Origin of the sequence: Variovorax sp. LjRoot175 (assembly GCF_964253805.1) — a bacterium.
In the GTDB taxonomy this organism is placed as follows: Bacteria; Pseudomonadota; Gammaproteobacteria; order Burkholderiales; family Burkholderiaceae_C; genus Variovorax.
Genome location: NZ_CAXURY020000004.1, coordinates 182,092 through 206,432 on the forward strand (window position 1 = coordinate 182,092; position 24,341 = coordinate 206,432).

Sequence of the window (24,341 nt, forward strand, 5' to 3'; positions counted from 1 at the left end):
CATCGAGGGCTACCCCCAATTGCGTACTCATGTGACCGCCTCAATCTTCGGCGTCTGTGACCCAGACGTCGACGCTGAAGGGCCCAGCCTACTCAAGCCATGTACCAGGGCCAATGAGACAAGGCGCTCTTCCCAAGTGCGACAGACAATCGCGCATGCGTCTATCTCAAGGACTGCCTCATCGACTTCGACGGAGCGCAGCGCCGCGGACGAACGGTGGACCTACGTCCAACGTCATCTGATCCAGAGATACATCGATCCAGCCCAGCGTCGCAAGCCCGTCGCTACCTTTCTGGCGTTTGCCGTGGTGTGCATCTGCTGGACCGTCGCACCGGTAGCGCAGCTCATCTGCTGGTTCACTGCAGTTCTATGCTTCAACACGCTGGGACTCGCCGCCGAGGCGGCCTACAGGCGGCAGTACCGCGACTCCGATCTCCGAGCGCAGACGAAGTACATGCGTCACTTGGCGATCCTGTACGTCATCCTCGGCGCGATCTGGGGCTCCTCCGTACTGCTCTTCTTCGACCAAGGGCCAGCCGCGGGACAGTTCGGGTGCTGGATCATCGTAGGAGCTATGTTGTACGTGCCGCTGAACAGGCTGTCGCTCGTGCCCATGCTCCTGCGCTCCTACACCAACACCTTCCTCCTGGCGGTCCTCGTCTGTTCTGTCTATTCGGCTTGGCAACTGCCTGAGCCGCAGCAGCATTTCGATGGATGGATCCTCGCGTTCGTTCTCTTCCAGGCGTGGCTCATCAACCGAATGAGCTCGGACACCCAGAAGAGCGCTGAAGATCAGTTGGGGTTGCAGTACGACCTCGAGGCCCAGCGCCGAGAAGCCCTTGAGGCGGTGAAGACCAAGAACCGATTCCTGGCAGCGGCAACGCACGACATGCGACAGCCGGTGATTGCACTTTCCCTCTACGCAGAGTACCTGGAAGCATATCCAGAGTCACACCTCGAGCTCGCGCCCAAGATCACGGGTGCAAGCAACGCGGTCAACAGCCTCTTCAACTCGCTTTTCGATCTGTCCAAGTTTGACGCCGGAGAGATTCACCTTGCGGTTGAGCCTGTGAGGATTGCTCAGGTCTTCGTCGGGCTGCAGGCGTCCTTCGAACCGTTGGCAAGGGCAAAGGGTCTCGAGCTGCGCGTGCGGGTCGCAGATGCCGTGATTCAGACCGACTCCGCGCGCCTGAAGCGCATGATCGGGAACGTGCTTTCCAACGCGATCAAGTACAGCCGGCCCGGCCGAAAGGTGCTTCTCGTTGCTCGGATCCACGGCCCACGGTTGCGTGTAGAAGTCTGGGACCAGGGGATCGGGATACCCGCCGGCCAGATCGACGAAGTGTTCGCGGAGTTTTATCGGGTTGAGGCGGCCGCCAAACTTGCGCCTGACGGAATGGGCATCGGCCTATCGCTTGTCACCCGCCTGGCCAAGGCTTTGAACACGCGTCTGGCGATCGCGTCCATAGAAGGCCGGGGCACTCGCGTGACGATGGAGATCGGGGACATCGATCCGGACCCAGAGAAGCGCAAGCTGGCGCTGGATTGCGGCTGACCGGCCGCTCGAATTTGGGAATCGCACATGCGGCACTAGTTGTGCCGCACTGAAGGTTTGGAAGGCCACAACGCGCCGTACCGGGGTTCCACCCCTATTCGGCCATGTGTGTCGCGCAACTCGAGATCCCCGTTCTTCATGATTACGTAGTAGTCGCCAGCCGTGTTGTCTATTCTGTGGTACCTGGTCGCACTGACCCGCTGAATGCGCTCGCCGTGCTTGCCGCCACCACCATCGTCGCAACGGGTAACCTCGTAAAAGCTCGACCTTGCCTCCTCGATGCTCCGAGTGCAACGGTGCCCCAACAGCTCATCCTTGAGCCATGTCCCCACGATGCGCCGTTCCTTTTCAGGCGCGAGCAGTTCGAGGTCACCAAGGTATTCCTTAAGACCGGCCGCCGTCGAGGCGAAGCAGACGAAAGCGAGAAGGGATGGAACAAGCTTGTGCATGAGTGTTGACTTTGGGCGCGGGGCGGGGCGCGCGTCGGCTGGATCCATTAATGGGGAAGGTGCGAGCGGGATTTGTGCGACCAGCGCTTTGCCCAGCGTCCGCTGGTGGGGTGAACTTACCTACAAGTACCAAAATAGCCCGGTCTACACACGATGACCGGTGTAGGTTGTTGCGGCAGAAAGTTTGGAGGCTGAGAGTTGCCGAAGTTCCTTGCTGCCTCTCTCAACTCCCTTTGGCCCTCGTTGTGATTGGCCTTCATTTGCTCGGCTCTGGATTGCAATTGATACCCACTGACTTCGGTATCGCGGCATAGCTCCGGGTAGGCCGACGTCCTCTGCCAGGCGGCCATGGTCATCCCGTGGAGCTTCTCCCTGTCGAACGACACGATGGCCAGGATGATGTCCACTGCGCGATCAGATGCAGCGAAGAAATGCGGCGTCACTTGACCATCCTCGTAGCAGACCTGCAGGTCAGCCCTGAAGGTTGCGAGGGCGTCGTACTGTGCTTCGGAGGGAGCGCTGTGTGCAACCGACATGGTGAGCGCGGTTAGGGCTGCACAGAGGAACTTGCTCAATGGAGTCTCCTGGGAATGTTTCTCATGGTAACGGGTCGTGCAGCGTTCGGCTGTCACTTCCAGTCCGCGCCAGCGCACCGCTTCCCCACCCCACGAGAAAACGGCCCCCGACCGAAGTCGGAGGCCAAAAGCGTTCCTTCGGCCGGAAGCCGGTTTCACGCCGAGGGGAGAACTTGGAGGGTTGCCGCGGGGAGAGCTACGGTGAGCTACTTACTTCTTGCCCCATTGGCGAAAATCGATGTCGGACAATTGCTGGTCAAAGGTGAAGCGCTGCCGATAGAAGCGAGGCCTGGCCGCAATGACGCCCGAGCGCATCTTGCTGCGCATGCGCCTCACGGCCCAGAGGATGGTTCGGTTCTTGTACGCGGCATAGCCGAACACGGCGCACACCCCGATCGCGATCGCGAGCGTCCACCACGAGAAGTGGAAGAGCGCGAGGACCATCGGTGCGCCGGCCTGCGGCGGCAGCGGGGTACCCGGGATTCGGTAGGACTTCCCGGTGCGGGGCCAGTAGTTGCTCATGCGGGCTCCGCCTCGGCCGTTGCCGCCACGTTCGTGCTGCCGTCAGCACCAGCGGGCGCGATCGGCGCTAATGTGGGGAGGGACGTCACCACTGCGGCGCCCGGATTGAAGCCCCGATGCGCGCAGTATTCGTTGGCTTCGCGCAGCGTCATCGAAGACACCTCGACGAAGCTCTCGAAGCTGATGAGGCCCTCAGCCAGTGCCGCGAAGGATTTGGATTCGAAGTCGTTGCCACGTTCGGTCACCAGCTTGCGAACGGCCAGGCCCCATTGGTGAGTCGGCAGTTCCTCCATGCTTCGCTTGACCTCGCGGTCGAAGACGCACCAGGAGCGGAACGCGATCACCTTGCCGTCGTTGCGGCGCGCGAGCTTCTGCGCGATGACCAGCCGAGTCTGCTCGATGAATTCGTTGGCGACGCGGGCGTGCTCCACCGGAGGGAAAAGCTGCAGCGTGCGTGAAAGAGCACGGTCAGGCGTCTCGGTGTGCATTGTGGCGTACGCGGCGTGGCCGGTCGCGCCCAGCTCAAAGCCGGCGCGCGCGCTGTCCATGTCGCGGATTTCGCCCATCTGGATGACCTGGCCCTTCCGGCGCATCGCGTTCGGGCCCACCATGTCCATGGAGCGCAGCTGCGCACCCACTCCGACCTCGGTCTGCGTCGGCTCGGGCATGAAGCCGCCAGCGTAGCCCTTGAGCAGGTACTCCACCGGTTGCTCGTAGGTGAGGATGTGGACCGGGTCGTGCCGGCGCTCCTCGAGGCGGTACCGATGCGCAGCTGCCAGCAGAGTGGACTTGCCCGAACCAGTGGTACCGACGATGAGGACCATCCCGTAGCGCGGGAACAGGTTCTGCATGAGCTCGGGCTCCAGGCCCAGCTGTGCGCATGTGGGGATCTGCTGCGGCATCGCGCGCAGCGTGATATTGACGCCAGAAGGCGTGTTGCCCACCGAGCATCCCGTGGCGTTCAAGCGGAAGGCGAGCACCTTGTCGCGGGAGATGACGGCGTCGACCCGCGAGTCGATCGCGTTGGCCGCGCCAATCTCGGTCTGGCCGCTCTCGTTGAAGAGCAGAGCAAGGATGGTGTTCACCTCAGAGTCGTCCAGGCGGCGATCGGTGACCGGATGCCAGAGACGGTTCACCTCGGCCCACACGTAGTCGGTCGAGGAAAACTTGATGTCCGAAACGCCCAGGTCGTAGACCTTGGCGAGGAACTCGTTCAGGTCCGCGCGCCGGATGTTGCCGATCGGCAGCGCGAAGCGAGGGACGGTGGATTCGGCGGCATCGAGCACAACTCGGTCGCCTATTCCAGAGGCTTCCAGCGGCTCGAATCCTCGAAGCCGGCCTGGCGGGTGATGCGGAACATCGTATTGCCCACCGAGATGGTGTTCGGGCTATCGTGATCGACCATCGTCTGCGCGCTCGCGACGACGGGGATCGTCACCATGCCGCGCTTCCACAGATCGTAGAAGAGACGCATGCCGAAGTAGGTCTTCTCGAGATTGGCGACGTTCAGCTCGAAGATCTGCTGCGCCTGAGCGCGGCCGGTGGCCACCGCCTGGGCAACTTCCTTCTTCCAGAAGGCTTGCTCGACGCTGTCGCGCGGAAGCAGGCTTTTCACCGTCGACATGTCCGCCGCGTCTTCATTGGGCAAGCCCAGCAGCAGCCAATCGCGCCAGGTGGGGGCGATGGCCACGAACCGGGCTGGTTCGTCGATCCTGTAGATCGCGCCGGACACGCGCATGGTCGTGGCTTCCAGCGAGATGGCGTCCTTGCTTTCCATGATGACAGGTGGCAGCACTCCCGGCCCCATCATCAGGCCGCCGAAATCGAAGCGCTTGTCGAGCTCGCGGTCGCGCTTCGCCACCTCGGCAGCGATCTCGCGCGAGCGCTCAAGCAGACCCAGCCGCGTGCCCAGGCCGAATGCGGTCTCGCGCAGCGCTGTTTCACGGACGAGGCTCAACCGGCTTTGGGACTCGCTCGCCCCCTGCGCGTTCATGAGGGATTCGATCGAAAGGGGCTGGGTCTGAGCCGAAGCAACTTGCGCCGCGGCAACCGCCATGGCTGCAATGGCCAAGCGCCTGGCCGAGCTGATGAAAGGGGTCCTGCTCATGTGGGATCAGAAGGCGCGGTAGCGAATCTCGATGCCCGAAGGCAGGAGCACCAGGTCCGCACGCTGGCCGAGCTGATACCCGATGTCGCGCATGACCTCGTCGACCGGAACGCCGAGCGCGTGCACCTGGACGTAGAGGGGAAGCCGCGGCGTCGGGCCGGTGACGGTCACCTTCTGGCCCGTAACCGGCTCGAGGTTCTTCAGGAGGTCGTTCGCGTCACCGCGCCAGGTCACCCATAGCTTGCCGTCGGCCATGCGGGGAGCCGGCGCCTTTGCGTCGGCACTGCCCGTGAAGGCTGGTTGCCCAGCGGACTTTTGGAAGAGGCGGTCGAGCTGCGCGGCAGCCGGATCCGTCGAGACGACGGGCGCCGGCGGCGTCGTGCAGGCGGCAAGTGCGAGAAGCGCTGCAGAAACTGCGCTAGCGCCGAAGATCCGCGAGAAGTGGGTCATTGTGGACGGGCCCCGGGACGGGGTAATGTCAAAACGAGGACGAGAACTAGGCCAGCTGCCTTTAATTCGTGCCGATACTATCTCACGGTGAATAGACCAGCAAGACGGACGCCGCTTTCCGCATGCATTGCGTAATGCGCCTGTCGAGCTTTTGATACGGGGCCCCAGCCGCACGACGCCCGCTCGTGCGTTACCAACACCCGCAACACATCTAGCTGCGGCGCACCCGTCGTCCCGGAGTCAGATGGTCATCCGCGGCGCCCGGTGTTCGATGTCCACCGCCTTTGGCCACAGGCCGCGGGCTTCCCGCACCTTGGCCATCTCGCCACTGCGGAGCGCCTCGAACATCGATTCGGTCGTGGGCGACTTCACTCCCGAGACGCGCTCGGCCAGCCAGCGGCCACAGTCCTTGAGCACCGACCACACTTCTTGGAACAACCCCTTCGGCGCCGGCTCCGTGATCTCCATCTCTCCCGTGCTCCAGAGTGCGAAGGCGTGCGCAGCGCATTCCTCGGGATGCGCGCACTGACGCGCGGCATCGAGCTCGCCCAGGTCGATCAGGGTCTGCTGCGTGCGGCGCGCGAGAAGTTTGTGCGATGCGAACTCGCGCTGCATCATGACCCGCTCGTCGACGGTAAGCATGTTCTCCGTGGCGAAGTGCCAGGCCTCGTGGCGTGCCGCGCGGTCGAGGTTCTGGGCGTGCAGATTCAGCAGGATGCCATCGTTGATGTACTTGCCGGCGACCTGGCGCTGCGTCGCGATGTCGTAGAGCGCGTCCATCAGCTTCACGTGGCGGGTCGTTCCCATCATGAGCTCGCACTCGGCCAGGACACGGTTTACTTCGGCCTGGCCGTTGCGCGCGCCCTTCCAGACCGGAGACAGGCTATAGAGCGGCATCGGGCCGCGAAGCGCTTCCTTGATTGTTGGCGTCATCTCGAATTGGGGCACCTGGTGGGTGACGCCGTTTAGGTCCACCTGCCCCATCGTCACCTTGACGCCATGAGGCTTCAGGAGCTTGTCGGCCAGCTTCGGCAGGATGTTCTTGTAGAAGTCATCCAGGCTGGCGCCCCCTCCAGCACGACCGCCGTTGCGCATGGATTGCGTGATCCAGGCGAACTGGTTGACGGCGGGTGTTGCGGCAGCTCGTTGCATAAGGCGGCGCAGGATCAGGCCCGACCATTCTTCGGTGTTGGTGACAAAGGGCGCCGCCGGCGTCCGGCCGCTCCACCCCTTGCGGCGGCCCTCTTCGGCCGCGGCGCTCATTTCGGGGTCCTTCGGGTCGTACTTGACCCCGCGAAGCTCGACGGTGGCTCTCGCCTTGATCGCGCCGATGAGCAGTTCCCGTTCCGAAGTCGGAAGGTGGGCAACCCCAAGCTTCTGAGCCAGCAGGGCAATGACTGCCTCGCGTGCGGCGGCCCTACTCGCCTTCCCTCCGGCCTGCGCCCAGTCACTCTGGATCTCCTCGACGAAGAAGAGAGAACCGCGCTCGGTGAAGCGCGCGTGCGCCATGATGTTTTTGTCGACCGAACCGTCGAGCGCCTCCTGGAAGTGGGGGGCGGCATAGTCCCAGGCCTTCGGCAGCAGCTCGCGCAGCGCCTTCATCTGAGCCTGCATCCTGGCCGGCAGCTCCGGATCGTCCATCAAGGACTCTAGGCTGAAGGCCAGATCTGCGGCGTCGTACTGCATCGCCTCGAGGCGGTACTCCAGCTCGCTCAGTTCGTCTTGGACGTTGTCCCGCTGAGAATTGAGTACGAAGAGAAGCTCCTTGTACACGCCGCCTGGATGGCGCCAACTCGCATAGCGCGGCTGTGCGAGTTCCAGTTCCTTGACGGTCGGCAGGCCCGACAGGACCAGGCTGGCGACCTGCTCTTTCGTGAGCGACTTCGCTTCGGAGGCCTCCAGCTGCTCGAGGACTTTGCTGTCATCAAGCTCGGAGCGCTTGACGCCCTTCGTCTGGAGCGCCTTGATCATCGAGGCCCATTGCTTGGGCGGTGCCTTGCCCTGGGTACCGTTGATCAGTAGCTGGTGCAGCTTCGAGAAGAATCCGGCGTCGCCAGCGGCACCCACAGTCTCCAGTGTGTGGCGTGCGTTCAGATAGCAGTAGCGATCGCCCTTGGAATTAATCATTCGTTTTGGCCTATTGACGCGAAATACAAAGTTCGCTGCGAGTATAGATTTCAAGCTCGCAACAGCCGCGGAAACTTTCCGCGGAGCCTGCATGAAGGGGTCTGCGGAGACAAGGTGGTAGTTCCAGCTCCCAGTAAGAGGCATCGGGGGGCCGCCGTCGATCCGGGTGCTCGCGAATAGAGGATCCGTGCCGATGGCATAGAGAAAGCCGTTGCATCTACCAAGTAGCGGCAAAGGCAGATTCAGCTGCCGAAAGTCCCCGGTATGGAACAAGCCGACAGATCTACCAAGGGACGGGCTCCAAGTTGTGTTGCCGGGCAGGGCCCGAGGCCTTTGGTAGAGGCGTCGGCTTTCTCTGGTAGATAGAGCTACCAGCCCTGCTCCATCGCACCTCGATCGCCCGATGTGCAGAACGATGCAACGGCTTTCTCTGGGCTGTCTCTGGGACGTATCTGGCGGACAACTGCCTTAGCCGATGCAACGGCTTTCATTCCGCCGTCCCTCAAACAACACTCGGCCTGCTCCATGCCATTTGTTTTTCTGCAACCTTGACGGATCGGTTTTTGGTGTGAGATTCTTGTTTGCAGCGTACTATCAGCACAAACGTAAAGGATCCAACGCACATGAGCAACGCAGCAGTAGACACACCCGTCGTGGTGGCCATCGATCTGGGCTACGGCCTGACCAAGTTCACGAAGCACAACCGCCAGAACGGCGGAGAAGCTGTTGTCGAATACGACCTCTTCCCCTCTGTCGCCTTTGGCGTCGACCGCCGTCGCTACGAACTCGAGGAGCGACGCAGCGAGGACGTGAAAGTCGTGACGTACAACGGCGAGTCGTTCGTCGTCGGGCCGGACGTTATGAGCCGGGCCGCTTCCAGCTCGGACTTCGGTCGCCACCTGGACGACAAGTACTACGACAGCGCGCCGTACCACGCCCTGATGCGAGGCGCCCTCTCCTATATGGAAGAGACCCACATCGACGTGCTCGTCCTGGGCCTGCCCGTCAGCCACTTCCGTGACCCCGGGAAGCCCGCGGCCCTCAAGAAGGCCTACACCGGCCGGATCGACCTGGACGGCGAGCGCAGCGTGCAGATCGACAAGGTGGTCGTGCGCCCGCAACCCATGGGCGGCTTCTACAGCCTGGATCGCCACATTGACGGCATCAACAAGACCATCGCCCGCTTCCCCCAATCGGGCCTGAAGCCCCTGGCGGATTGGAACCAGCTGGTCGACACCCTGACGATCGTCACCGTCGATCCGGGCGAGTACACGCTGGACTGGCTGCTCGTGAACCGCGGCAAGCCGAACACCGACGTGTCGGGCGCCGCCGGCGACGCTGGCCGCCACCGCGTCATGACCACGGTCAAGGAGCACCTGGAAGCGAAGATCGGCCGCGCCATCGCCCCGTCGAACCTGAGCCGCCTGAACCATTCGCTGCGAACCGGCGCTGTGTTCAAGCTCGACGGCCGAGCGATCGACATGGCTGACCCGGAGATTCTGGCCGCTGCGCGCCGCGCCGTCCGCGATCCGGTGGGCATCATGATGAACGGGATCAAGGGCGCCTGGGACATCATCGACATGGTGGTGATGGTCGGCGGCCACCCGGCGCACTACGCCGAAGAGATCGCAGAGCGCATGCCCGACATGCCGATCTATGTGCCCAAGCACTCGGTCTTCAGCAACGTCGAAGGCTTGCAACTGATCGGCGAAGGGATCGCGCAAGCCGAAGCCCTGGCAGCTGCCGAAGCGGCTTGAAGGGCGGCTTCGCGATGAAGAAGAACGGCGAGCAGGCCACGAACGACGACGTCCTCGACATCCGGATCCGCTTCCTCCGGCGCGAGAGCCCGATGCTTTTCCGCGCCATCGAGCAGTTCAGCGGACGCCCCGGCGACCGCGCTCGCAACGGCTTCATTCGGCAGTTGATGGAGATGGGCCTGGTTGTGCAGGAGGAACGGATGCGCCGCATGGACGGCCTCTCGACCCGGATCTCCGGCGGCCTGGTCGACGAGGTGATGGGGGCGGTGTCGATCGTCCAGCGGCCCGCGGCGCCAAGCCAGGTTGAAGCCCAGCCACCGCACGGCCACGTGAATACTGAGGGCCAGGCGTCGGTTACCGCATCCGCACCTGGCGCGCCTCGGCCTGCCGTACCGGAAACGCCGTCGAGCATGGCGGCGCCTGGTTCCGGCCAACCAGCAGAGATGACCGGTTTTCTGCGATCGGTTACGCCGACGCCGAAGAATCCGGAGTCAAGCAGCCCGACGCGCGACGACGACCGCCCTCCCCCGCGCGTGCCCGGCTTCACGGGTCGCCGCATGCTGGCCGGCGAGTCCCTCGAATGACCTTTGGTCCGAGTGCATGGAAGGCGCCTGCTAGTTACGCGGTTAACTAGCAGTCGAGTGGCAATGGGAGGGGCGGCTGTCCATCTTTCGATCAAACCAACTGCTAATTACCCCGGTAAGCAGCAGTTGGCTGGCGCTTTCGCCTCCGAGCGCGCGTGCGCACCACTGCTAGTTACCGGCTTAACTAGCAGTCTGCTGGCAGCGCGAGCAACCGGCTCTCTTCGGCACGGCGCCCGGACCGGCGAGCCGATTCACCGACATCATGGCAGGCGACTGCTGCTTACCGGGGTAATTAGCAGTTGGTGGGCAATCGGAGGATTTCCCCGCCCGACTCCTAGTTTCGGCCGTCTGGCGCTGATTTCGGGCCCGCGTGGCAGGCAACTGTGGCTTATCAAGTTAACTAGCACTTGCCCGCGCGCGGCTAAACAGCCGCCTCCTCGGTCTACAAAGGCCCGAAACGGAACGCGACTGCTAGTTACCTCGGTAAGCAGCAGTTGGCCGCAGGGGTGGATTTCGGGTCCTTTTCCCGAATTGTTTCCAAAACCGCTATCAGTTATTAGCCATTTCTGGGAAATCCGGGCCGGACGTGGTCCTCGCGGTGTGCAGTTCAGGCAGGCACCAGGCCCCACCCGGCAGAGCGTCCCACCGCCCACTTAGCCCACCGATGGTCTAAGTCCACTCCAGAGCCCTGCCACCCCAGAACACAAACCCCAGAAGGCTCCAGCTCCACCAACTTGCGCCCAGAAACAAGCACCAATGCAAAACAATCAAGACCGAAACCAGACTTCAGAGGCGGACCAGGATCTCCGCTTAATCCATCCCGACACCCTCCAGACCGCGCGCAATCACGGCTCCGGCCCGAACCCCGATCGATCGCAGACTGGGCAGCCCGTCGAACCGCTGAGCAACTGGTATGAGTCCGCCGTACAGCCGGTCAACGAAGACACCGCGGTCTTCTACCGGAAGCGCTACTTCATGATGGTGGACCGCGTGGCGCTGGCGCTCAACAAGGATCCGGACTTCGTTTCGATTGAGGATCTCATCGAAAACCTGGCCGCAGATCCAGCCCTGGCGCCTGGCACCAAGACGACCTACCGCGCTGCCATCGTTTGGGCCTTGAACCAGCCCGACATGGACTTCTCGGCCGAGATCCGCGAGAAAGGCCTCGCGCTCGCTCGTGAGTACAACCCACGGCTGGGCAGTGCCCAAGCGATCCAGATGCGGCGATCGCGCGCCTCCGCCCGGGCCATTCCCGAGCAGGATCTCGGCCCGCTTCTGAACGGGCTCCTGGCGGCCAGGCCCTCCCTCCAGAACTGGGGCGCCAAGACCACCGCGTGGCTGAACGCCGGGATCGCAACGGGCGCACGGCCGGGCGAATGGGAGACCGCCTTCTGGCTCGACCGCGATCGGAACATCCTTCGCCTTCCGAACCTGAAGCTCAAAAAGCAGCCGTTTTTCAACTGGCGCCACATCCCCGAGAGACTGCTCAATCGCGCCGATGCCGACCTGGCTGCGATGGCCGGCGCCGACCAGGCCAACGTGTCAGCCGTCCTGGAAGCAGCCGAGCGCCATTCCGAGCTGGTCTCGAGGAACCTGACCTTCTTCGATCAGGCCGAAGCCATGGTCGACGTCAACAACGAAGTGGCAATCGAAAACCTGCGACGCCTGCGCGCCTGGGAGCTGCGCAACGCGGGGCTCGCCTGGCGCGACGTCGAGGTGCCGTATCGATGGGTCGGCGCCGTGGACGCCCACCTCAGCAGTTTGCAGCAGTACCTGGCCAGCGGGGACGAGCACACCTTCGAGCGCTATTTCAACGGCTGTCGCACGGCGCTGTATGCCGCTTGTAATCGCGCATTCCCGGACGGACGGAAATACTCTCTGTATGACACCCGCTCGACGGCGGCTGCGAACATGAAGGCTACGGTCGGGCCGGAAGTGGCCGCGATGGTCATGGGCCATTACATGAAGCGCAAGCGAACGATCGCTGGCCACTACGCAGGATCTGATCGGGCGTTTCGTCGCGCCGGTCGATTCGCGCCAGGCCTGGCCGACACCCAAAACCAGCGCGACCAGGCCGCGGACCGAGCGGCCGAACATCAGTCGCCGGTGGAGGCGGCCGGATCAGGCAACGCACCCGCGGCAGCTGCCCCAGACGCGCCGGCAATCGAATGAGCTTTGTTTCGCTCATTTATTCGCGGCGCAACAAAGAGCGAAACAGAGCCGTTTCACACGGGGGGCCTCCGTGGTCACGCGGCCCGCTCGCGGATCCGAACCCCAGAGGGAACTTGGCCGCCCCTCACCAGGCCCCAACTTCAATCGCTTCTCCAAGGTCGACCACCGACCTCTTCCGCCCTTGCCGTCATTGGCCGGGGCGTTTTTTCGCAAGCCGGCCGTCGGCGCGTCATCGCCGCAGCTGCTGCTGAACACGAGGTCTCGCCTCGCACTCCACCCGTCCCGGGCGCCCGCCCCAGGTGTCGGAACTCCTGCCACCCTGAACTCGGCTTCTTGACGGTTCAACGGTTTGCGTCGTCTGTGTTCACAACAGGGTGAACCCGGCATTGATCCAACCCTGAACTTTCAGGGTCGCCGCTCATTTAAGTTTGAATTTTCTGTGGCTGGCCGGTCGCCCTCCTCCGGCAATCCGGCCGGTGTCTGCCCCTAGCTGCAGCTCCGTGCCGGACTGCTCGGAGCGCAACGGATGTCAGGCGCAGAGGAGGTGCGAAGGTTGCTTCTGGGCCGGAAGCGTCCGTTGGCACGCGCACACTGCAGTGCGCCCAAGAAGACTAAGCCCTTCTCTTCGTGACAGCCAATTGCGACGTGCCATTCGGTACCAGGTGAGCGACAAATTCGCGGGACAACCGCATGATCTGTGCAACGTCGGCCGGCCGTCTCGGCGCGTGCGGGATGCTCCAGTACTTGCCTTCGTTCCATCCCACGGTCCGACCACCGCCCTGGGACTGAGGGGCTGAGCGCTGAGTGATAAAGCCCCAGAACCATAGGTCGTCCCAAACCAGCATCTCCTTCGCCGAATATTCGAGTTCGTCGCGCAAGTAGTTGTTGATTGTCTTGTAGTTCTTGAGGGCCTTCCCAACGAGCGGGCCCAAGTGCGCGAAGATTTCGAGGATGACAGCGTCCACCGGGACCTCGATCTCCTCTCTTCTTAGAACGTCCACGTCAGGCCAGAAGCGTTTCCGCAAATGCGGGGCCATTTCGATGATGGCCAGATTGCGCACGAAGAGCGCAGCCGTCTTTGGTCCCCAACCTTGCCAGTGCCCCAGCGCTTCCCGGATGTTTTCGTTACCGGTCTGCGCGAGGAGCCAACACCGGAATTCCTGGCAGGAACGCAGTGCGTTCGACTTGAACGCGGCCTGAAGAAATTTCGCAATCGGATCGAGCTTTGGCTGGCTCTGTGTGTTCAGTACACGCTGCATCAAAAGCAGTGCACAGTCCGCGACCCTCTTCGGCGCGAGTGACTCGGCAACGTAGCCGCGCTGAATCCGAAGGTTGATCGCCTTGTTCCGCTCCAAGAACTCGAAGAGCGACCGGATTCGCTGCGGCCGCGGCAGAGAACTTCGAATGTTCATTGCACACTCTACGTTGACGAGAAGATCGTAGCCTCGAGGCCGCGGGCATCAGCCAAGGAGGACGCTCACTCGAATCGTGCCCCGAGAAATCTGCTCGTCCTCGATCAGGCCGATATTGACGAAGCAGTCCGGGTCCATATATTGGTAAATCTCCCTGGCTGCCATCTTGCCCTCGCCATTTCGCATGTCGCCCGGCGCAAATGCAACAACGATCAACGCGTGGTCGGCGGAGCGGCCGCCTGCCGCCTGGAAGGCTTGCTGCGCCGCCCGCTGCGGCCTGTAGTTGCCTGACGCAACCCCGACTCCCAGGGCAGGCGATCGCACACCGCGAAACACGACCTCCAGGTCCTCAATGTCGATCCCAACTATCGGGTTTTTGTAGGTGCGCACGACGTCTCTCAGGAACCGGCCGCGTACGTCGCGGCCCTGTGAGGAACTGCTTACGGGCAGACCGGCCCTGACCACCGTGGAGAAATCGGAGCAATTGTCCTGAGGCTGGTCCTGCTGCATGGATTTTCTTCTATTGTGGGGCGCGGCCGTGAGGCGAGATTTCCGCAACTGGCCCGAGTGCGGAAGTCTAGGCGGAGTCCGGCTTTGCAGCGCGCGAGACGCCTGTCCTCATGTCAAAGGCTCGATCCCCTACTCGATCAACTTCCTCGTTGGATGGCTCCAGGCCGGTCGCCAAGCACGGCAAGTCGGCAGATCGTCGCGTTGCGCGCCATCACAGGCGTCTTCGCGTCGGTCGCGCGAGTTCAGAGTTGGGTGAGAAAGGTTCAGAGTTAGCTGAGAACCGACACCCGGCCCCGCGACCAGTCCCACCCGCGCGCGCGCTCCTCTGTCGCGCGACACCAAGGCTACGGTGTCGCACGACACCTACCTCTTCGTTCGTCGTCGTCGTTGGGGCAATCAGAAAGCGGATGTTTCACGGTTTTACTGGGTCGCAGATTTTCTTGTTACGCGACAACAAGTTAGCCGATTTTTCTTCCGCTCGCGGCGGATTGTTTCACGGAAACAACGCATCTGAAGGTCGATTCGAGGAACATCGGCCAAGTCAGTCGCATAATTCAGTTACTCAGTAACCAAACCTACTGCCATGGCTGAAGCCCCTGTGAGCCTCCTCCCCTCCGTGCCGCCAAACGGTGAGTCCGGTGTTCAGTCCTTGGCAGCGCCGGCTACGGATACCGCCCAGGGCTGGCCGCCTTTCTGCACTCTGGCTGAACTCGCCAGGATGCTGACGATGATGCATGGCCACCAGGCGCCGACCGAGTCATCTTTGAAGAAGTGGAGCGCTGCTGGCGAGTTCACCAACTGCATCGCGCCGGAGTCGACCGCGCTCGAGATAGTGCAGGCCCCCTCCTCCTTCACCCGCGAGGCTTTGCTGCGCCGGCAGCGCGGTGGCAGGCCAGGTCTGCGGCTGGACACGCGCTTGGCCATCAGCAGGGTCTACGAGCTCTGGCCGCACTTAACGGACACCGGATCGCAGGCGGTGCTCGACCTGGCCGTGGCCCGCGCAGCGGATAGTCTCGAGTCTCGCCTCACCCGCCTGGTCGCGCCAGCGCAGGCGCCCTCCCCGCCGCCACCTGCGGCGGCGGCCGCCGACCCGGTTCCCTCGAACGAGCTCCTTCAGGAGCTGCTCCGGCAGATGTCCTCGCTCCGCCAGGAGATGGTTGAGGTGAAGCGTGAGGTGGCGCAGTTCTCGGCGATGCGCAACAACCTGATCACGAAACTGGACGAAGCTGTCGTCCGCGCTCAGGAGGCGATCGGGTCAGGTGGAGCTCGGGCGGCAGGCGGATCGGATCCTTTGGTGGAAGCCCGGCGCGATCGGGACATAGGCGTGATGAAGTCGATGCTCAGCGAGATTTTGGAGTCGCTGGGGAAGCGGTAGTCGCTCCTGAGCGGATTCCCACCCGATCTCACATCCCAAGGGTTCGTGGCGATCGGGGCGACCCGAGAGCCAGCGAGTGATTAACCGTTAATCACCGCGAGAGTGCCGGCCGGCGACGGCAGTGATTAACGGTTAATCACCCTCGCCTGCCTTCTGGTCACTCGGCAGACGTAAGAAAAAAGCGCCCACGAGGGCGCTTTCAAGCGTTTCGACCTAACTTCTATTTCCCAAGCATGCGCCTCAGGGCGCCCTCGAATTCGGTTCGCTCATGCGGCGTCAGTTGTCGATCGAACTTGACCGTCATTCGCCCTTTGCGGTCGAGGCTAATCACCGCCCTACCCCCAGGCCCGGCAATCTCAACGTCTGTCGCCGAACCCTGAACCTCACGCGAGGTGTCAACAAGCGCATTGAACACTTGGGCCGCTGTGAGCTTTACGCCGTTGCCGCGCAGCCGCCGTGCCCGCTCCAGTAGCGCGTCAGGATCTCGCTGCTGGGCGTCGCTGAGCGGCTTCGCCCAGCGAAATTGAATCTCAACCGGAGACGGGAACGCATCGACCACCGCTTGAGGCAACCCCGCGAGCGCGCAGGCTCGACTGACAACGGAGATATTGGCGCCGAGCGCTTCCCCCATCTGACGCATGGAGGGATAGAGCCCTTCCTTCAGCGCATGCAGATACATGGCGCCTTGTTCATAAGGAGACAGATCGGCGCGCTCCCGGTTCTCACGCTCCATGTCTTCGAACAGCTCGCGATCCGTGCGAGCCTGGATCACCGCGTTCACCGGAAGGCCCAACTCAAGACAGGCCGCGTGCCGACGATGGCCGTAGACGATCTCGTAGAGGGTCCCGGCCGCGACCTCCTCCGGCGTGAGGCTATCTGGCGAAACGGGCCGCACCTTGATCGGCTGGATGTTGCCGCCCGCATTGCGAACCTCGTCGCGCAGGTTGGCGAAGTCTTGCGTGTCGAACGAACTGGTGTGCCGATTGGCCCAGCGTGAACGCCGGATCGTCTGCGGGTCCAAGGCCCGAACCGGATCAGCCCCGTCGAAGCGTGCATGCTCGACCTTGAGTGCTTCCAGTTCAGTCACCACCAACGACTCTTCCCGCATGAAAGCGGCCATGCCGCCAATTGCAGTCCTGGGCGGCCGCGGCGGTCGAGCTGGCGCCTGATCCGGGTTGCCGTTCACAGCGGATGGTCCGGTGGTGGTCCCACCCGTTGGCGCATGCTCTTCACGTTTCTGCTCCGATGGCAAAACGATCGAGTTACCCTTTTCCAAGAATTTACGCGTTGCCATGGATCACGCTCCTTCCATTACGACGCTGGTCTGGCCGGATGCCTGCTTGCGCTTGATGTCTCGCTGCCAGACGGCCCGGACCACGCCTTCCATGTACTGCACCAGGTTGTCGTAAGCGTCGCGAGCGCGCTTATACGTTCGGGCGTTGCCGTCGTAGCGCGAGATGTCGTAGACGGTGTTGAACTCTGCACTCGCTGCAGAAGTCACTACCGTCCGCGGAATCTCCGCCGGGAGCACCTTGTCGCCGTAGGTCTGAATGATCCACTTGCGCACCATGGTGCTGGCGTCGTCGTTATCCACCCTCGACAGCAACACGTTGATGAAATCGAACGTCTTCTCGACACCTGCGGCACCGATCAAGTTCTCGGTCAGATCTGTGAAGAGCGTCCAGAACTGGGCACCCGAAGCGAAGTCGAGGGCATTGGGCGGCAGGGGCATGATGATTCCGTTGGCGGCGTACAAAGCGTTCACCGTGCCATAGGAAAGGGCAGGGGCCGTGTCGATCAGAATGACGTCGTAGTCTTGCCGCACGTCGTCGATCCCCAAGTTCAAGACGTTCCAGAACTCGAAGCCATCACGACTTTCCTTGACCTGTCGAGCTGGAAGGCTGAATTCGATACCGAAGAGGAGGGGAGCTGCGGCGACGATGTCCAGCCCATCCCAGTAGGTCGAGCGGATCGCGTAGCGGATCGATTCCTCCTCGCCCAGGCAAAGGGGCAGGAACGTGTCTTCCTCTTGGACGTCGATGTCTGGCACCAGCCCCGTCAGGGTCGAAAGAGACCCTTGCGGATCCGCATCGATGATCAGGACGCGATGGCCCAGGAGCGACAGGCCCTGGGCCATCGTCATCGTCGTTGTGGACTTGCCTACGCCGCCCTTGAAGTTGGCCACTGCGATCACGACTGCCTCACCGCCAGCAGGCCGCAGCCGATCCTTCCGAAACTCCTTGACCCACGTCCGCGTCTCCGCAAGACTGAACTCGCGTCGCCGACTCTTCGCGTCCCAGTGACCTTCAGGCAGGCGAGGGAGATCGGCATTCTTCATTCGATAGGAGAACTGGCCTGGCTCCAGCCCACACGCCTCGGCCACTTCTTTCTGGATGAACACAGGGCTCGTCTTCGATGCCGACGGGGCGAGCATCTTGGCCCGGATTTCCTCGACCATCACGCTAGCACGCTGGGCCTGCGCTTTAATGTCGGCCATCGTCGACGGCTGGAGAAAGATCTCGGCCGGAATGGTGATTTCAAGTTCCTTCATGGCGCTCCTTCGCTCGAACTGCTGTCGCACAAAACAGTTTGTGCGATTTGCACGAATTGTCCCCGATCACACAGAAACTGCAAAGCAAACTCCTGATAGAGCTCATGTGACGGGCCTGAGCTGCATCTGGGTTTTCTCTGAAAAGCCCGACGGGTTTGATTTATCTAAGACCCTTCAATACCCTCTAATACCTTTACCGGTCATTTTTACGTTATAAATCAATGACTTACGTCATCTTTTCGAGGGGATACAGGAGAAAGATGAGCTTCTACAGGAGCTCAACCGAGTCGGTGCGGGACGACACATGAGCCTTGTCAGGAGCCTGGCAGGGTGAGTACGGGAGTCGCTTGAAACTCTCGGCAGCGCCGAAAACACCATTTTGTGCGGGCTGATGAGCACCGCGGCGGCGCTTCACATGAGCTCCGACAGGATTCCGGGGTTCCTCCAGCAGCTCGATCTGGTGCTTCACATGAGCTCCGGCAGGATATTGGACGCCGGCGATGGGCATGGTGGCGTGAGCGCGGGTTCGATTTACTCGAAAAGAGGCCCGATCCACACATGAACTCGTGCTTTCATCTGAGCGGAATCGGGGTTACATTGGCGCGCATTCAAAGGAACAGGTTGTGCAGAAGGCGTCGGTGTCCCTCAGATCGGCAGGCGAAATCCAGGCTCAGGATCGAGCAGACGGCGACCGTCTTTTCAAGAAGCCGGTCAGCACACTTGCGATGTCAGCGCGGTCGCATCCGATCACCGTGCTGGGGCGCAAGACGTACAACGTCCTCCTATGTCTGGCGCAGGAAGAACTGAGAAAGGGCAAGGACGTCGAGGTCCATCGCGCGCCGCTGAGCGAAGTCGTGCACCTCCTTGAGTACGACTCGAACGATCTCGAGCTGGTCAAGAAACACTTCAGGGCGATGTTGACGACCACGGTGGAGTGGCAGTCGCCCACGACAGGGGAGGGCGATGAGTGGATTGGCTGCAGCCTACTCGCCCAGGCCTCAATCGAGAAGGTCCGCGGGCAGGTGTGGATCTCGTGGGCGTTCGCCCCGGCCCTTCGGCATGAGCTTCTGAATCCGCGCGTGTTCGCGCGAATGAACCTGGCCATGATCGCGCAGCTTCGCACTTACGCGGCCGTGTGCCTTTACGAAGTGGCGAACCGCTACAAGAACGTTGGGCAGAGCCCGCGCAAGGAATGGCGCTGGTGGCACGACCCAATCACCGGCCGGCCGCCGGACGCTGCACGCCTGGAGAAGTTGGACTACTCTTTCTTCAAACGCGACGTATTGAAGCCCGCGATCGCAGAGGTCAATGCGGTCACCGATTTGCAGATCGAACTGAGGGAGCATAAGCAAGGCCGCTTCATCCACGAGATCCAGTTTCTCATTCGACCCAACGAGCAGCGCCAGCTTGCCCTCGAGCAAGCTCCAGAGAAAGCGGATCTGGAGTCGGTGCGTCAGGCGAGGGATCTTGGCATCAGCGATGCTCGTGTAGAGAAGATCGTCGACACGTACGGAGCCGAGGCCTTGGCCACAGCGCTGCCAGATCTCCGGCGACGAATCGAGACACCGTTCCCGGAGCCGATCCGTGATCCGGAGCGGTACCTGCTTTCCCTGATGCCTGGACACGCACAGCGGGCTACGACGCGCGCTGTGGCAGTGGAGGCGCGCAAGGATCCGGGAAGTCGAGAGTCACAAGAACTTCAATCTCGGCGCCGAGAGGCCTATGAAACGGCCTGGAAGGCGGCAAGGCTGAAGGCAGTGGAAGATGACTTCCGCAAGCTCTCGGCTCCGGAGCAATCGCAGATAGCCGGCGAAATCCTCCGCACCATGGAGCAGCTCTTGCTGAAGGGCCCGGGCCCGATTCATCCCCAGATGATCAAACGCCTGAAGACAGACGGATGGACGCACGACCTGGTCAAGCGACGTTTCCTCTCGATGTATGCAGAGGCGACCGTCGGCAAGGACTGGAACGTGCCCACGGATCAGGATCTCCTCACCGTAGCCGCGCAGCTCGGGGACGCGGGCGTGCACTGAGACTTGGGACGCACCAGACCGGGATGGCGCATTGTTGCGATCATCGTTTCTCGGCGAACTATTCCCCGCAGCAAAATGTCGCTACGAACGGACGCTCGCAGTATTCCGCTCATCGTTGCGCTGCGAACCAATCGGCGAGACAACAACAAATCGGCAGGCGCGCCGCCGAGGCGCTCCTCATGCGCTGGGTCGGTCAAGGACGTTAGAGCATGCGCCGCGGCGGGGCAGGGCCAGCCATCAAGGACGACACCCGGAATTGCTTTGTCTTGGAGAGGGATCCCAAGGGAGCCAATTCCTCGGGAATCAGTTGAGTGAGCTCGTTCATTGTTAGGACAGAGATTCCATCAAGATCAAGATTAAGGAAACGGCGGCCCTGACACCGAAGGCTCATTTGCAGTTCCACGCAAGGGTAGGGCAGGGGGCCGCCGGCGAATAGGCCGCGATCGGAGCAACGTCTCGAAGCGCGTGCACACTGACCTATGGTCCAGCAACAATCGCCTACGGCCGCAGCCAAGACCGGACTTTCACCGCCCCCTGTTTCGCCCTGAAATGCGGCCGATATGATCGGCAACGAACAATGAGAGAGGCCCCGGATGAAGTATGAGGAAGTCTCCAAGCACGCAGAGCAGTTGGGGTATCGCGACAAGCTGCGTCTTGCCCAGTTGCTTATTCAACTAGGTCGCAAGGAAGAGGAAGAGCAGAACCCTGACCGGCGTGCGCCGGGTAGCACCACGACGCCGTCAGACCCCGAGCTGGTCACGTACGTGGCCGAGCGACTCAGGAAACTGAAGGCCAGCCGGCGCGACGCCGTGCTCAATTCCATCGGCGCGATGTTTCAGTTCCAAGGCGGCATCTCGGATCAGGACAAGGAGAAGCTCCTTGGCGAGCTCGTGCACAAGGGCCATGTCACGATCGGTGCCAACGGCCGAGTCGAGTACCCGCCCCAGGGGTAAACGGTACGCTGGAGCGGCACGGAGGCGGTTGTTGTCGAACACGACCATTACGCCCGCCGCTCACTGAAGACAAGCATCGAGAACACTTCCCTTCACAACTGGCAGAGATGATGGCCCCGCCAGGCTTCGACTTCGATTGCAGCACTGATTTACCCTTCATCGAAGCGTACAACGCGCGAAGATCTGAAGACGCGCGCACTCGCTTGCGCACGGAGATTCCGCCTACGCCGTACGAGGGGCACATTGGCGCGCCACTGACCTGGCTCTTGGCAAACCCAGGATACGACACGTCGCCTGGCTATGCCTTCAACCACCCGCCACCCCTGACCCCCGGGTGGCCCCTTCAAAGCCTGGCGCCGGCGTACAGGGCCGGCTACGGAAAGTGGACTTGGGATCGCTTGCGCGAATTACGTGAGGCGCTGGGCGACCAGCATGTCAGCAACAACGTGTTGGCGGTCCAGATGTGCCCATGGGCGTCAGCGTCGTTTGATGCGGGACTGCGACTGCCCTCCCGCGCTTTTGCTCGCAAGCTGGTGCTACATCAACTGCAGGTTGGGTCCCATTTCGTGTTGGTCCGCAGCGAGGCGACTTGGCGCGAACTGGTCCCGGAACTCGCGAGGGTGACGCTCGCCCGCACCGCCCACCCTCTCACAGCTCATCTTTCGCGAGGCAATCTAGGCGAACACTGGGACGCGGTTCTCCGAGCGGTTTCCGGGGCGAGGGCCTGAAGACAGAATCTGGCGAGGGGCGCGAAGCTCCGCTGGCGCCAAATTGGAATTTGCAGAGGTTCAGTGGCGCGCCGCACGAACCTCCGATGGCGTGCGAGCGCAAGCAACATGCCGGTGGGGCGGAGTTTTAGACTACGCGCTGTAACCAGTCGGAGACGGTGGCAGCGTCGGATAGAGAGACTGGACGTAGCCCAGGCCTGTGACGCTCCATTCGTACATTTCCTTCGCAAACTTTGCCACCTTAGAGCCTTTGTCGGCCACCTCGGCAACCTTTGTCAGCACAAGCAAGCCGCGCTGAACTGCATTCTTCGCTTCTGGCGTTGCGTCTCTTAGCGCCTCTGGACCCAACTTGTTTTCGCTGATGATCTCGCCCACCGCCGTGTGAACTGCCTCCCTCAGAGGCGTGACCCCCTGGATTTTGTAGAGCCGCAGCGCGGCCTTCAAGGTTGAAGCCTGCCGCTCGAGCATTGCTCGAAGGGACATGGGGAGCGTGGTTTCAGCAAGAAGTCGCTCCTGCTCCGCCAATGAAGCATTGAGCGCGATGAAGGATTCCGCATCGATGTCGTTGTCATCAAAATGCTTGAGCGTCCAACTCGCCCACTGTAGAGCGTTGATTCCCGCCTCGGCCGCAACGGCATCCCTGTGGCTTTGCCATTGAGCGCCTAATTGCGTTGGGTTGAAGGCGTTCCGGAGACGGGCCGCATGTGTGCTAAACAGAGATTCAGGGACACCGATTTCCTTGAGGCGGGACTGGATCAGACGTACCTCTGTCAGGAACGCCTGCGCCGCTGCGAAGACTTCATCGTCGACGTCGTTACCGCCGTCGATCTGCAGGACCTTTTTCCATCCGCTGCTGATCGTCGGGCCAGTCCCAATGCCCTGAAATTCCTGAACGACGGCCAATACTCGGGATGCAGGATTCATTGATGTCGAACAATCATGGTTACTCAACGCCATTTTTCGGTGACAAGTGCGCCGGTCAGTTGCTGACACTCTTGGGTTGCGCCTCGGCGGGAAAACAGGGCGCTCGATCTTGCGCAATTCGAGACCGATTGCATAGCCCGGCCGCGTCAATTGCTGGGCCAGCATAGCCCGTCGATGAGTGGAAGTTTCGATCTGAACGATAGCACACGGCCTGCCGTTAACTCATGACCTGATACGCTCCAAAGCAGGAGGGCAAGGACATGGAATTCCCAATTCAGCCGTTTGATGCGATGACAGAGGCTGACGTGCGCGAAGAAATTATTGCGCCTCTTCTGCGATACCTTGGCTATCGCAGGGGGACGGAGCACAACATCATTCGCGAGCAGTCGCTGACGTACGACCGAATTCAACTCGGTCGCCGCAAGGCAACGGACCCGTTGCTGCGCGGCCGGGCCGACTACATCTGCGAGGCCGGTCGGAAGGTTCGATGGGTCGTCGAAGCCAAGGCACCGAGCGCCCCTTTGGACGCTGAAACCGAGGCTCAAGCGTGGTCCTATGCCAACCACTCCGAAGTCAAGGCCGTGTACTTTGTCCTCACGAACGGGCGTCAGTTCAGGCTGCACGAGACAAGCCGGGGCCCAGGTGTACCACCGCTGTTCGACCTGACCTATGAGGACTTGCCGGATAACCTGCAGGCGATCGTCAACACGTTGGGGCCTGAAGGGTTGTTGCGCACGTTCCCTGACGTAGTGATCGACAGGGGTGTCCCGTTGGGCCCTGGCCTAGGCTCAATCGCTCGCGTCAGCAGTGGCCGGATGAAGGTGGAACGGATGGAGCCGGCTGTCGCGCCGGTCCATGAGTTGGTGACGACCATCATTGAAGGACATGTGCAGAGGGGGCCAAATGGCGGCATCGTCGTTGCCTATAGAACGCAGGCCTCGATCGAATCGCTGCAGGCATTCAACGCGACGGTCGGCCTCAACGCGATGTTGTTGCTGTCGCACGACAAGACTATTTCCACGAACGAACTTCAACCCAACACACTCATGGGAGGTCGTGAATGTTTGGTCAGTCGTGGCACGCCCACTTTTGACATCAACACCTGGAAGGCGGGCGAGCTTCCCTTTGATGCGCGCATTCGCTATTCAGTTGAGGCGAGCGGTTGTATGACAGGGCTGGCCTTTCATGGCACGTTTGTCTCTGCGATGCAGATGGAGTTCCTGTTTCCTGACCGAGAACTCCCACCGCTGGAATTCGTAGCGGCGGGGAAGTTCGAGATCCATCTCGCTTAAGTTCCGATTTTTTGTCGTCTGGTCTGTAAGGCGCTCGGCCTCGGAAACTTCGCGCGGCGCGCCAGGCGGACCTTCGTGTATCTGGGCTTTCCAAAGGCCAAGCATGGCGGCTTAGGTCCAGAGCCGGCTTGCAGCGGACTTCAGGATTGCCGATACGCGGTCATTGGGCGACAGGCCTCGGAGCACTGGCCCAACTGTGAAAAACCAGGCGGAGCAACTTTGAAAATGGCGCTCGTAAGCCGTTGATTTTCTTGGCCTAGCGAGT

20 protein-coding genes are annotated in these 24,341 nt (G+C 61.8%); 8 read left to right on the forward strand and 12 right to left on the reverse strand.

The annotated features are described in order from the left end of the window. Nucleotides 1-136: 136 nt before the first annotated feature. Nucleotides 137-1,555, forward strand: a complete 1,419-nt coding sequence (locus ACSQ89_RS42000; RefSeq protein ID WP_436298052.1) for a sensor histidine kinase — start codon at nt 137-139, stop codon at nt 1,553-1,555. A gap of 35 nt (nt 1,556-1,590) precedes the next feature. Here ACSQ89_RS42000 and ACSQ89_RS42005 read toward each other — a convergent pair whose 3' ends face one another. The 7 genes from ACSQ89_RS42005 to ACSQ89_RS42035 form a co-directional block, all read right to left on the reverse strand. Then, complete coding sequence (locus ACSQ89_RS42005; protein ID WP_436298053.1) at nt 1,591-2,004, reverse strand: hypothetical protein; 414 nt, start codon at nt 2,002-2,004, stop codon at nt 1,591-1,593. Nucleotides 2,005-2,120: 116 nt separating this feature from the next. Next, the gene (locus ACSQ89_RS42010) at nt 2,121-2,579 is read right to left on the reverse strand and encodes a hypothetical protein (RefSeq protein ID WP_436298055.1); all 459 of its coding nucleotides are present in this window, start codon (nt 2,577-2,579) and stop codon (nt 2,121-2,123) included. A gap of 210 nt (nt 2,580-2,789) precedes the next feature. Beyond that, a complete protein-coding gene (gene icmT / locus ACSQ89_RS42015; RefSeq protein WP_436298056.1) occupies nt 2,790-3,101 on the reverse strand; it encodes an IcmT/TraK family protein in 312 nt (103 codons plus the stop codon). Continuing rightward, on the reverse strand, nt 3,098-4,387 hold the full coding sequence (locus ACSQ89_RS42020) for an ATPase, T2SS/T4P/T4SS family (RefSeq protein WP_436298058.1): 1,290 nt from the start codon (nt 4,385-4,387) through the stop codon (nt 3,098-3,100). The genes icmT and ACSQ89_RS42020 overlap by 4 nt, the downstream gene beginning before the upstream one ends. 11 nt (nt 4,388-4,398) lie before the next feature. After that, nucleotides 4,399-5,172: a type IV secretory system conjugative DNA transfer family protein gene (locus ACSQ89_RS42025; RefSeq protein WP_436298059.1), complete on the reverse strand. Its 774-nt coding sequence runs from the start codon at nt 5,170-5,172 to the stop codon at nt 4,399-4,401. A 42-nt stretch (nt 5,173-5,214) separates the two neighbouring features. Then, nucleotides 5,215-5,658 (reverse strand): DotD/TraH family lipoprotein, encoded by a 444-nt coding sequence (locus tag ACSQ89_RS42030; RefSeq protein ID WP_436298060.1) that lies wholly within the window; start codon nt 5,656-5,658, stop codon nt 5,215-5,217. A gap of 240 nt (nt 5,659-5,898) precedes the next feature. Beyond that, nucleotides 5,899-7,785, reverse strand: a complete 1,887-nt coding sequence (locus tag ACSQ89_RS42035; protein WP_436298061.1) for a hypothetical protein — start codon at nt 7,783-7,785, stop codon at nt 5,899-5,901. Between the two features lie 623 nt (nt 7,786-8,408). Here ACSQ89_RS42035 and ACSQ89_RS42040 point away from each other — a divergent pair. From ACSQ89_RS42040 to ACSQ89_RS42050, 3 genes are all read left to right on the forward strand, one after another. Further along, the gene (locus ACSQ89_RS42040; RefSeq protein WP_436298062.1) at nt 8,409-9,542 is read left to right on the forward strand and encodes a hypothetical protein; all 1,134 of its coding nucleotides are present in this window, start codon (nt 8,409-8,411) and stop codon (nt 9,540-9,542) included. Further along, a complete protein-coding gene (locus ACSQ89_RS42045; protein ID WP_436298063.1) occupies nt 9,539-10,126 on the forward strand; it encodes a hypothetical protein in 588 nt (195 codons plus the stop codon). The genes ACSQ89_RS42040 and ACSQ89_RS42045 overlap by 4 nt, the downstream gene beginning before the upstream one ends. Nucleotides 10,127-10,882: 756 nt before the next feature. Further along, the gene (locus ACSQ89_RS42050) at nt 10,883-12,298 is read left to right on the forward strand and encodes a hypothetical protein (protein ID WP_436298064.1); all 1,416 of its coding nucleotides are present in this window, start codon (nt 10,883-10,885) and stop codon (nt 12,296-12,298) included. Between the two features lie 611 nt (nt 12,299-12,909). Here the strand turns inward: ACSQ89_RS42050 and ACSQ89_RS42055 are convergent. After that, the gene (locus ACSQ89_RS42055) at nt 12,910-13,710 is read right to left on the reverse strand and encodes a hypothetical protein (RefSeq protein ID WP_436298065.1); all 801 of its coding nucleotides are present in this window, start codon (nt 13,708-13,710) and stop codon (nt 12,910-12,912) included. Nucleotides 13,711-13,758: 48 nt separating this feature from the next. Continuing rightward, a complete protein-coding gene (locus tag ACSQ89_RS42060) occupies nt 13,759-14,220 on the reverse strand; it encodes a hypothetical protein (RefSeq protein ID WP_436298066.1) in 462 nt (153 codons plus the stop codon). 718 nt (nt 14,221-14,938) lie between these two features. On the opposite strand from ACSQ89_RS42060, the gene ACSQ89_RS42065 reads away from it, so the two are divergent. Beyond that, a complete protein-coding gene (locus tag ACSQ89_RS42065; RefSeq protein WP_436298067.1) occupies nt 14,939-15,595 on the forward strand; it encodes a hypothetical protein in 657 nt (218 codons plus the stop codon). A gap of 220 nt (nt 15,596-15,815) precedes the next feature. Here the strand turns inward: ACSQ89_RS42065 and ACSQ89_RS42070 are convergent, their stop codons facing one another. Both ACSQ89_RS42070 and ACSQ89_RS42075 read right to left on the reverse strand, forming a co-directional pair. After that, nucleotides 15,816-16,889: a ParB/RepB/Spo0J family partition protein gene (locus ACSQ89_RS42070; protein ID WP_436298068.1), complete on the reverse strand. Its 1,074-nt coding sequence runs from the start codon at nt 16,887-16,889 to the stop codon at nt 15,816-15,818. 3 nt (nt 16,890-16,892) lie between these two features. Further along, on the reverse strand, nt 16,893-18,146 hold the full coding sequence (locus ACSQ89_RS42075) for an AAA family ATPase (RefSeq protein ID WP_436298069.1): 1,254 nt from the start codon (nt 18,144-18,146) through the stop codon (nt 16,893-16,895). Between the two features lie 623 nt (nt 18,147-18,769). Here ACSQ89_RS42075 and ACSQ89_RS42080 point away from each other — a divergent pair. Further along, the gene (locus ACSQ89_RS42080; protein ID WP_436298070.1) at nt 18,770-20,179 is read left to right on the forward strand and encodes a replication initiation protein; all 1,410 of its coding nucleotides are present in this window, start codon (nt 18,770-18,772) and stop codon (nt 20,177-20,179) included. A gap of 593 nt (nt 20,180-20,772) precedes the next feature. Beyond that, nucleotides 20,773-21,132, forward strand: coding sequence for a hypothetical protein (locus ACSQ89_RS42085; RefSeq protein WP_436298071.1), 360 nt, complete (start codon nt 20,773-20,775; stop codon nt 21,130-21,132). A gap of 860 nt (nt 21,133-21,992) precedes the next feature. On the opposite strand, the gene ACSQ89_RS42090 is transcribed toward ACSQ89_RS42085, so the two are convergent. Then, nucleotides 21,993-22,949: a hypothetical protein gene (locus tag ACSQ89_RS42090; RefSeq protein WP_436298072.1), complete on the reverse strand. Its 957-nt coding sequence runs from the start codon at nt 22,947-22,949 to the stop codon at nt 21,993-21,995. 95 nt (nt 22,950-23,044) lie between these two features. Between ACSQ89_RS42090 and ACSQ89_RS42095 the strand changes: the two genes are divergently transcribed. Beyond that, nucleotides 23,045-24,076 carry a hypothetical protein gene (locus tag ACSQ89_RS42095; RefSeq protein ID WP_436298073.1) on the forward strand — a complete coding sequence of 344 codons (1,032 nt, stop codon included), beginning with the start codon at nt 23,045-23,047 and terminating at the stop codon, nt 24,074-24,076. Nucleotides 24,077-24,341 lie beyond the last annotated feature (265 nt).

Excerpts from the sequence above, each read along its gene's own strand:
- ACSQ89_RS42005 (WP_436298053.1), bottom strand. The coding sequence starts at position 2,004 with ATGCACAAGCTTGTTCCATCCCTTCTCGCTTTCGTCTGCTTCGCCTCG.
- icmT (WP_436298056.1), bottom strand. The coding sequence starts at position 3,101 with ATGAGCAACTACTGGCCCCGCACCGGGAAGTCCTACCGAATCCCGGGT.
- ACSQ89_RS42030 (WP_436298060.1), bottom strand. The coding sequence starts at position 5,658 with ATGACCCACTTCTCGCGGATCTTCGGCGCTAGCGCAGTTTCTGCAGCG.
- ACSQ89_RS42035 (WP_436298061.1), bottom strand. The coding sequence starts at position 7,785 with ATGATTAATTCCAAGGGCGATCGCTACTGCTATCTGAACGCACGCCAC.
- ACSQ89_RS42040 (WP_436298062.1), top strand. The coding sequence starts at position 8,409 with ATGAGCAACGCAGCAGTAGACACACCCGTCGTGGTGGCCATCGATCTG.
- ACSQ89_RS42050 (WP_436298064.1), top strand. The coding sequence starts at position 10,883 with ATGCAAAACAATCAAGACCGAAACCAGACTTCAGAGGCGGACCAGGAT.
- ACSQ89_RS42055 (WP_436298065.1), bottom strand. The coding sequence starts at position 13,710 with ATGAACATTCGAAGTTCTCTGCCGCGGCCGCAGCGAATCCGGTCGCTC.
- ACSQ89_RS42060 (WP_436298066.1), bottom strand. The coding sequence starts at position 14,220 with ATGCAGCAGGACCAGCCTCAGGACAATTGCTCCGATTTCTCCACGGTG.
- ACSQ89_RS42065 (WP_436298067.1), top strand. The coding sequence starts at position 14,939 with ATGCTGACGATGATGCATGGCCACCAGGCGCCGACCGAGTCATCTTTG.
- ACSQ89_RS42070 (WP_436298068.1), bottom strand. The coding sequence starts at position 16,889 with ATGGCAACGCGTAAATTCTTGGAAAAGGGTAACTCGATCGTTTTGCCA.
- ACSQ89_RS42075 (WP_436298069.1), bottom strand. The coding sequence starts at position 18,146 with ATGAAGGAACTTGAAATCACCATTCCGGCCGAGATCTTTCTCCAGCCG.
- ACSQ89_RS42085 (WP_436298071.1), top strand. The coding sequence starts at position 20,773 with ATGAAGTATGAGGAAGTCTCCAAGCACGCAGAGCAGTTGGGGTATCGC.
- ACSQ89_RS42090 (WP_436298072.1), bottom strand. The coding sequence starts at position 22,949 with ATGCTGGCCCAGCAATTGACGCGGCCGGGCTATGCAATCGGTCTCGAA.
- ACSQ89_RS42095 (WP_436298073.1), top strand. The coding sequence starts at position 23,045 with ATGGAATTCCCAATTCAGCCGTTTGATGCGATGACAGAGGCTGACGTG.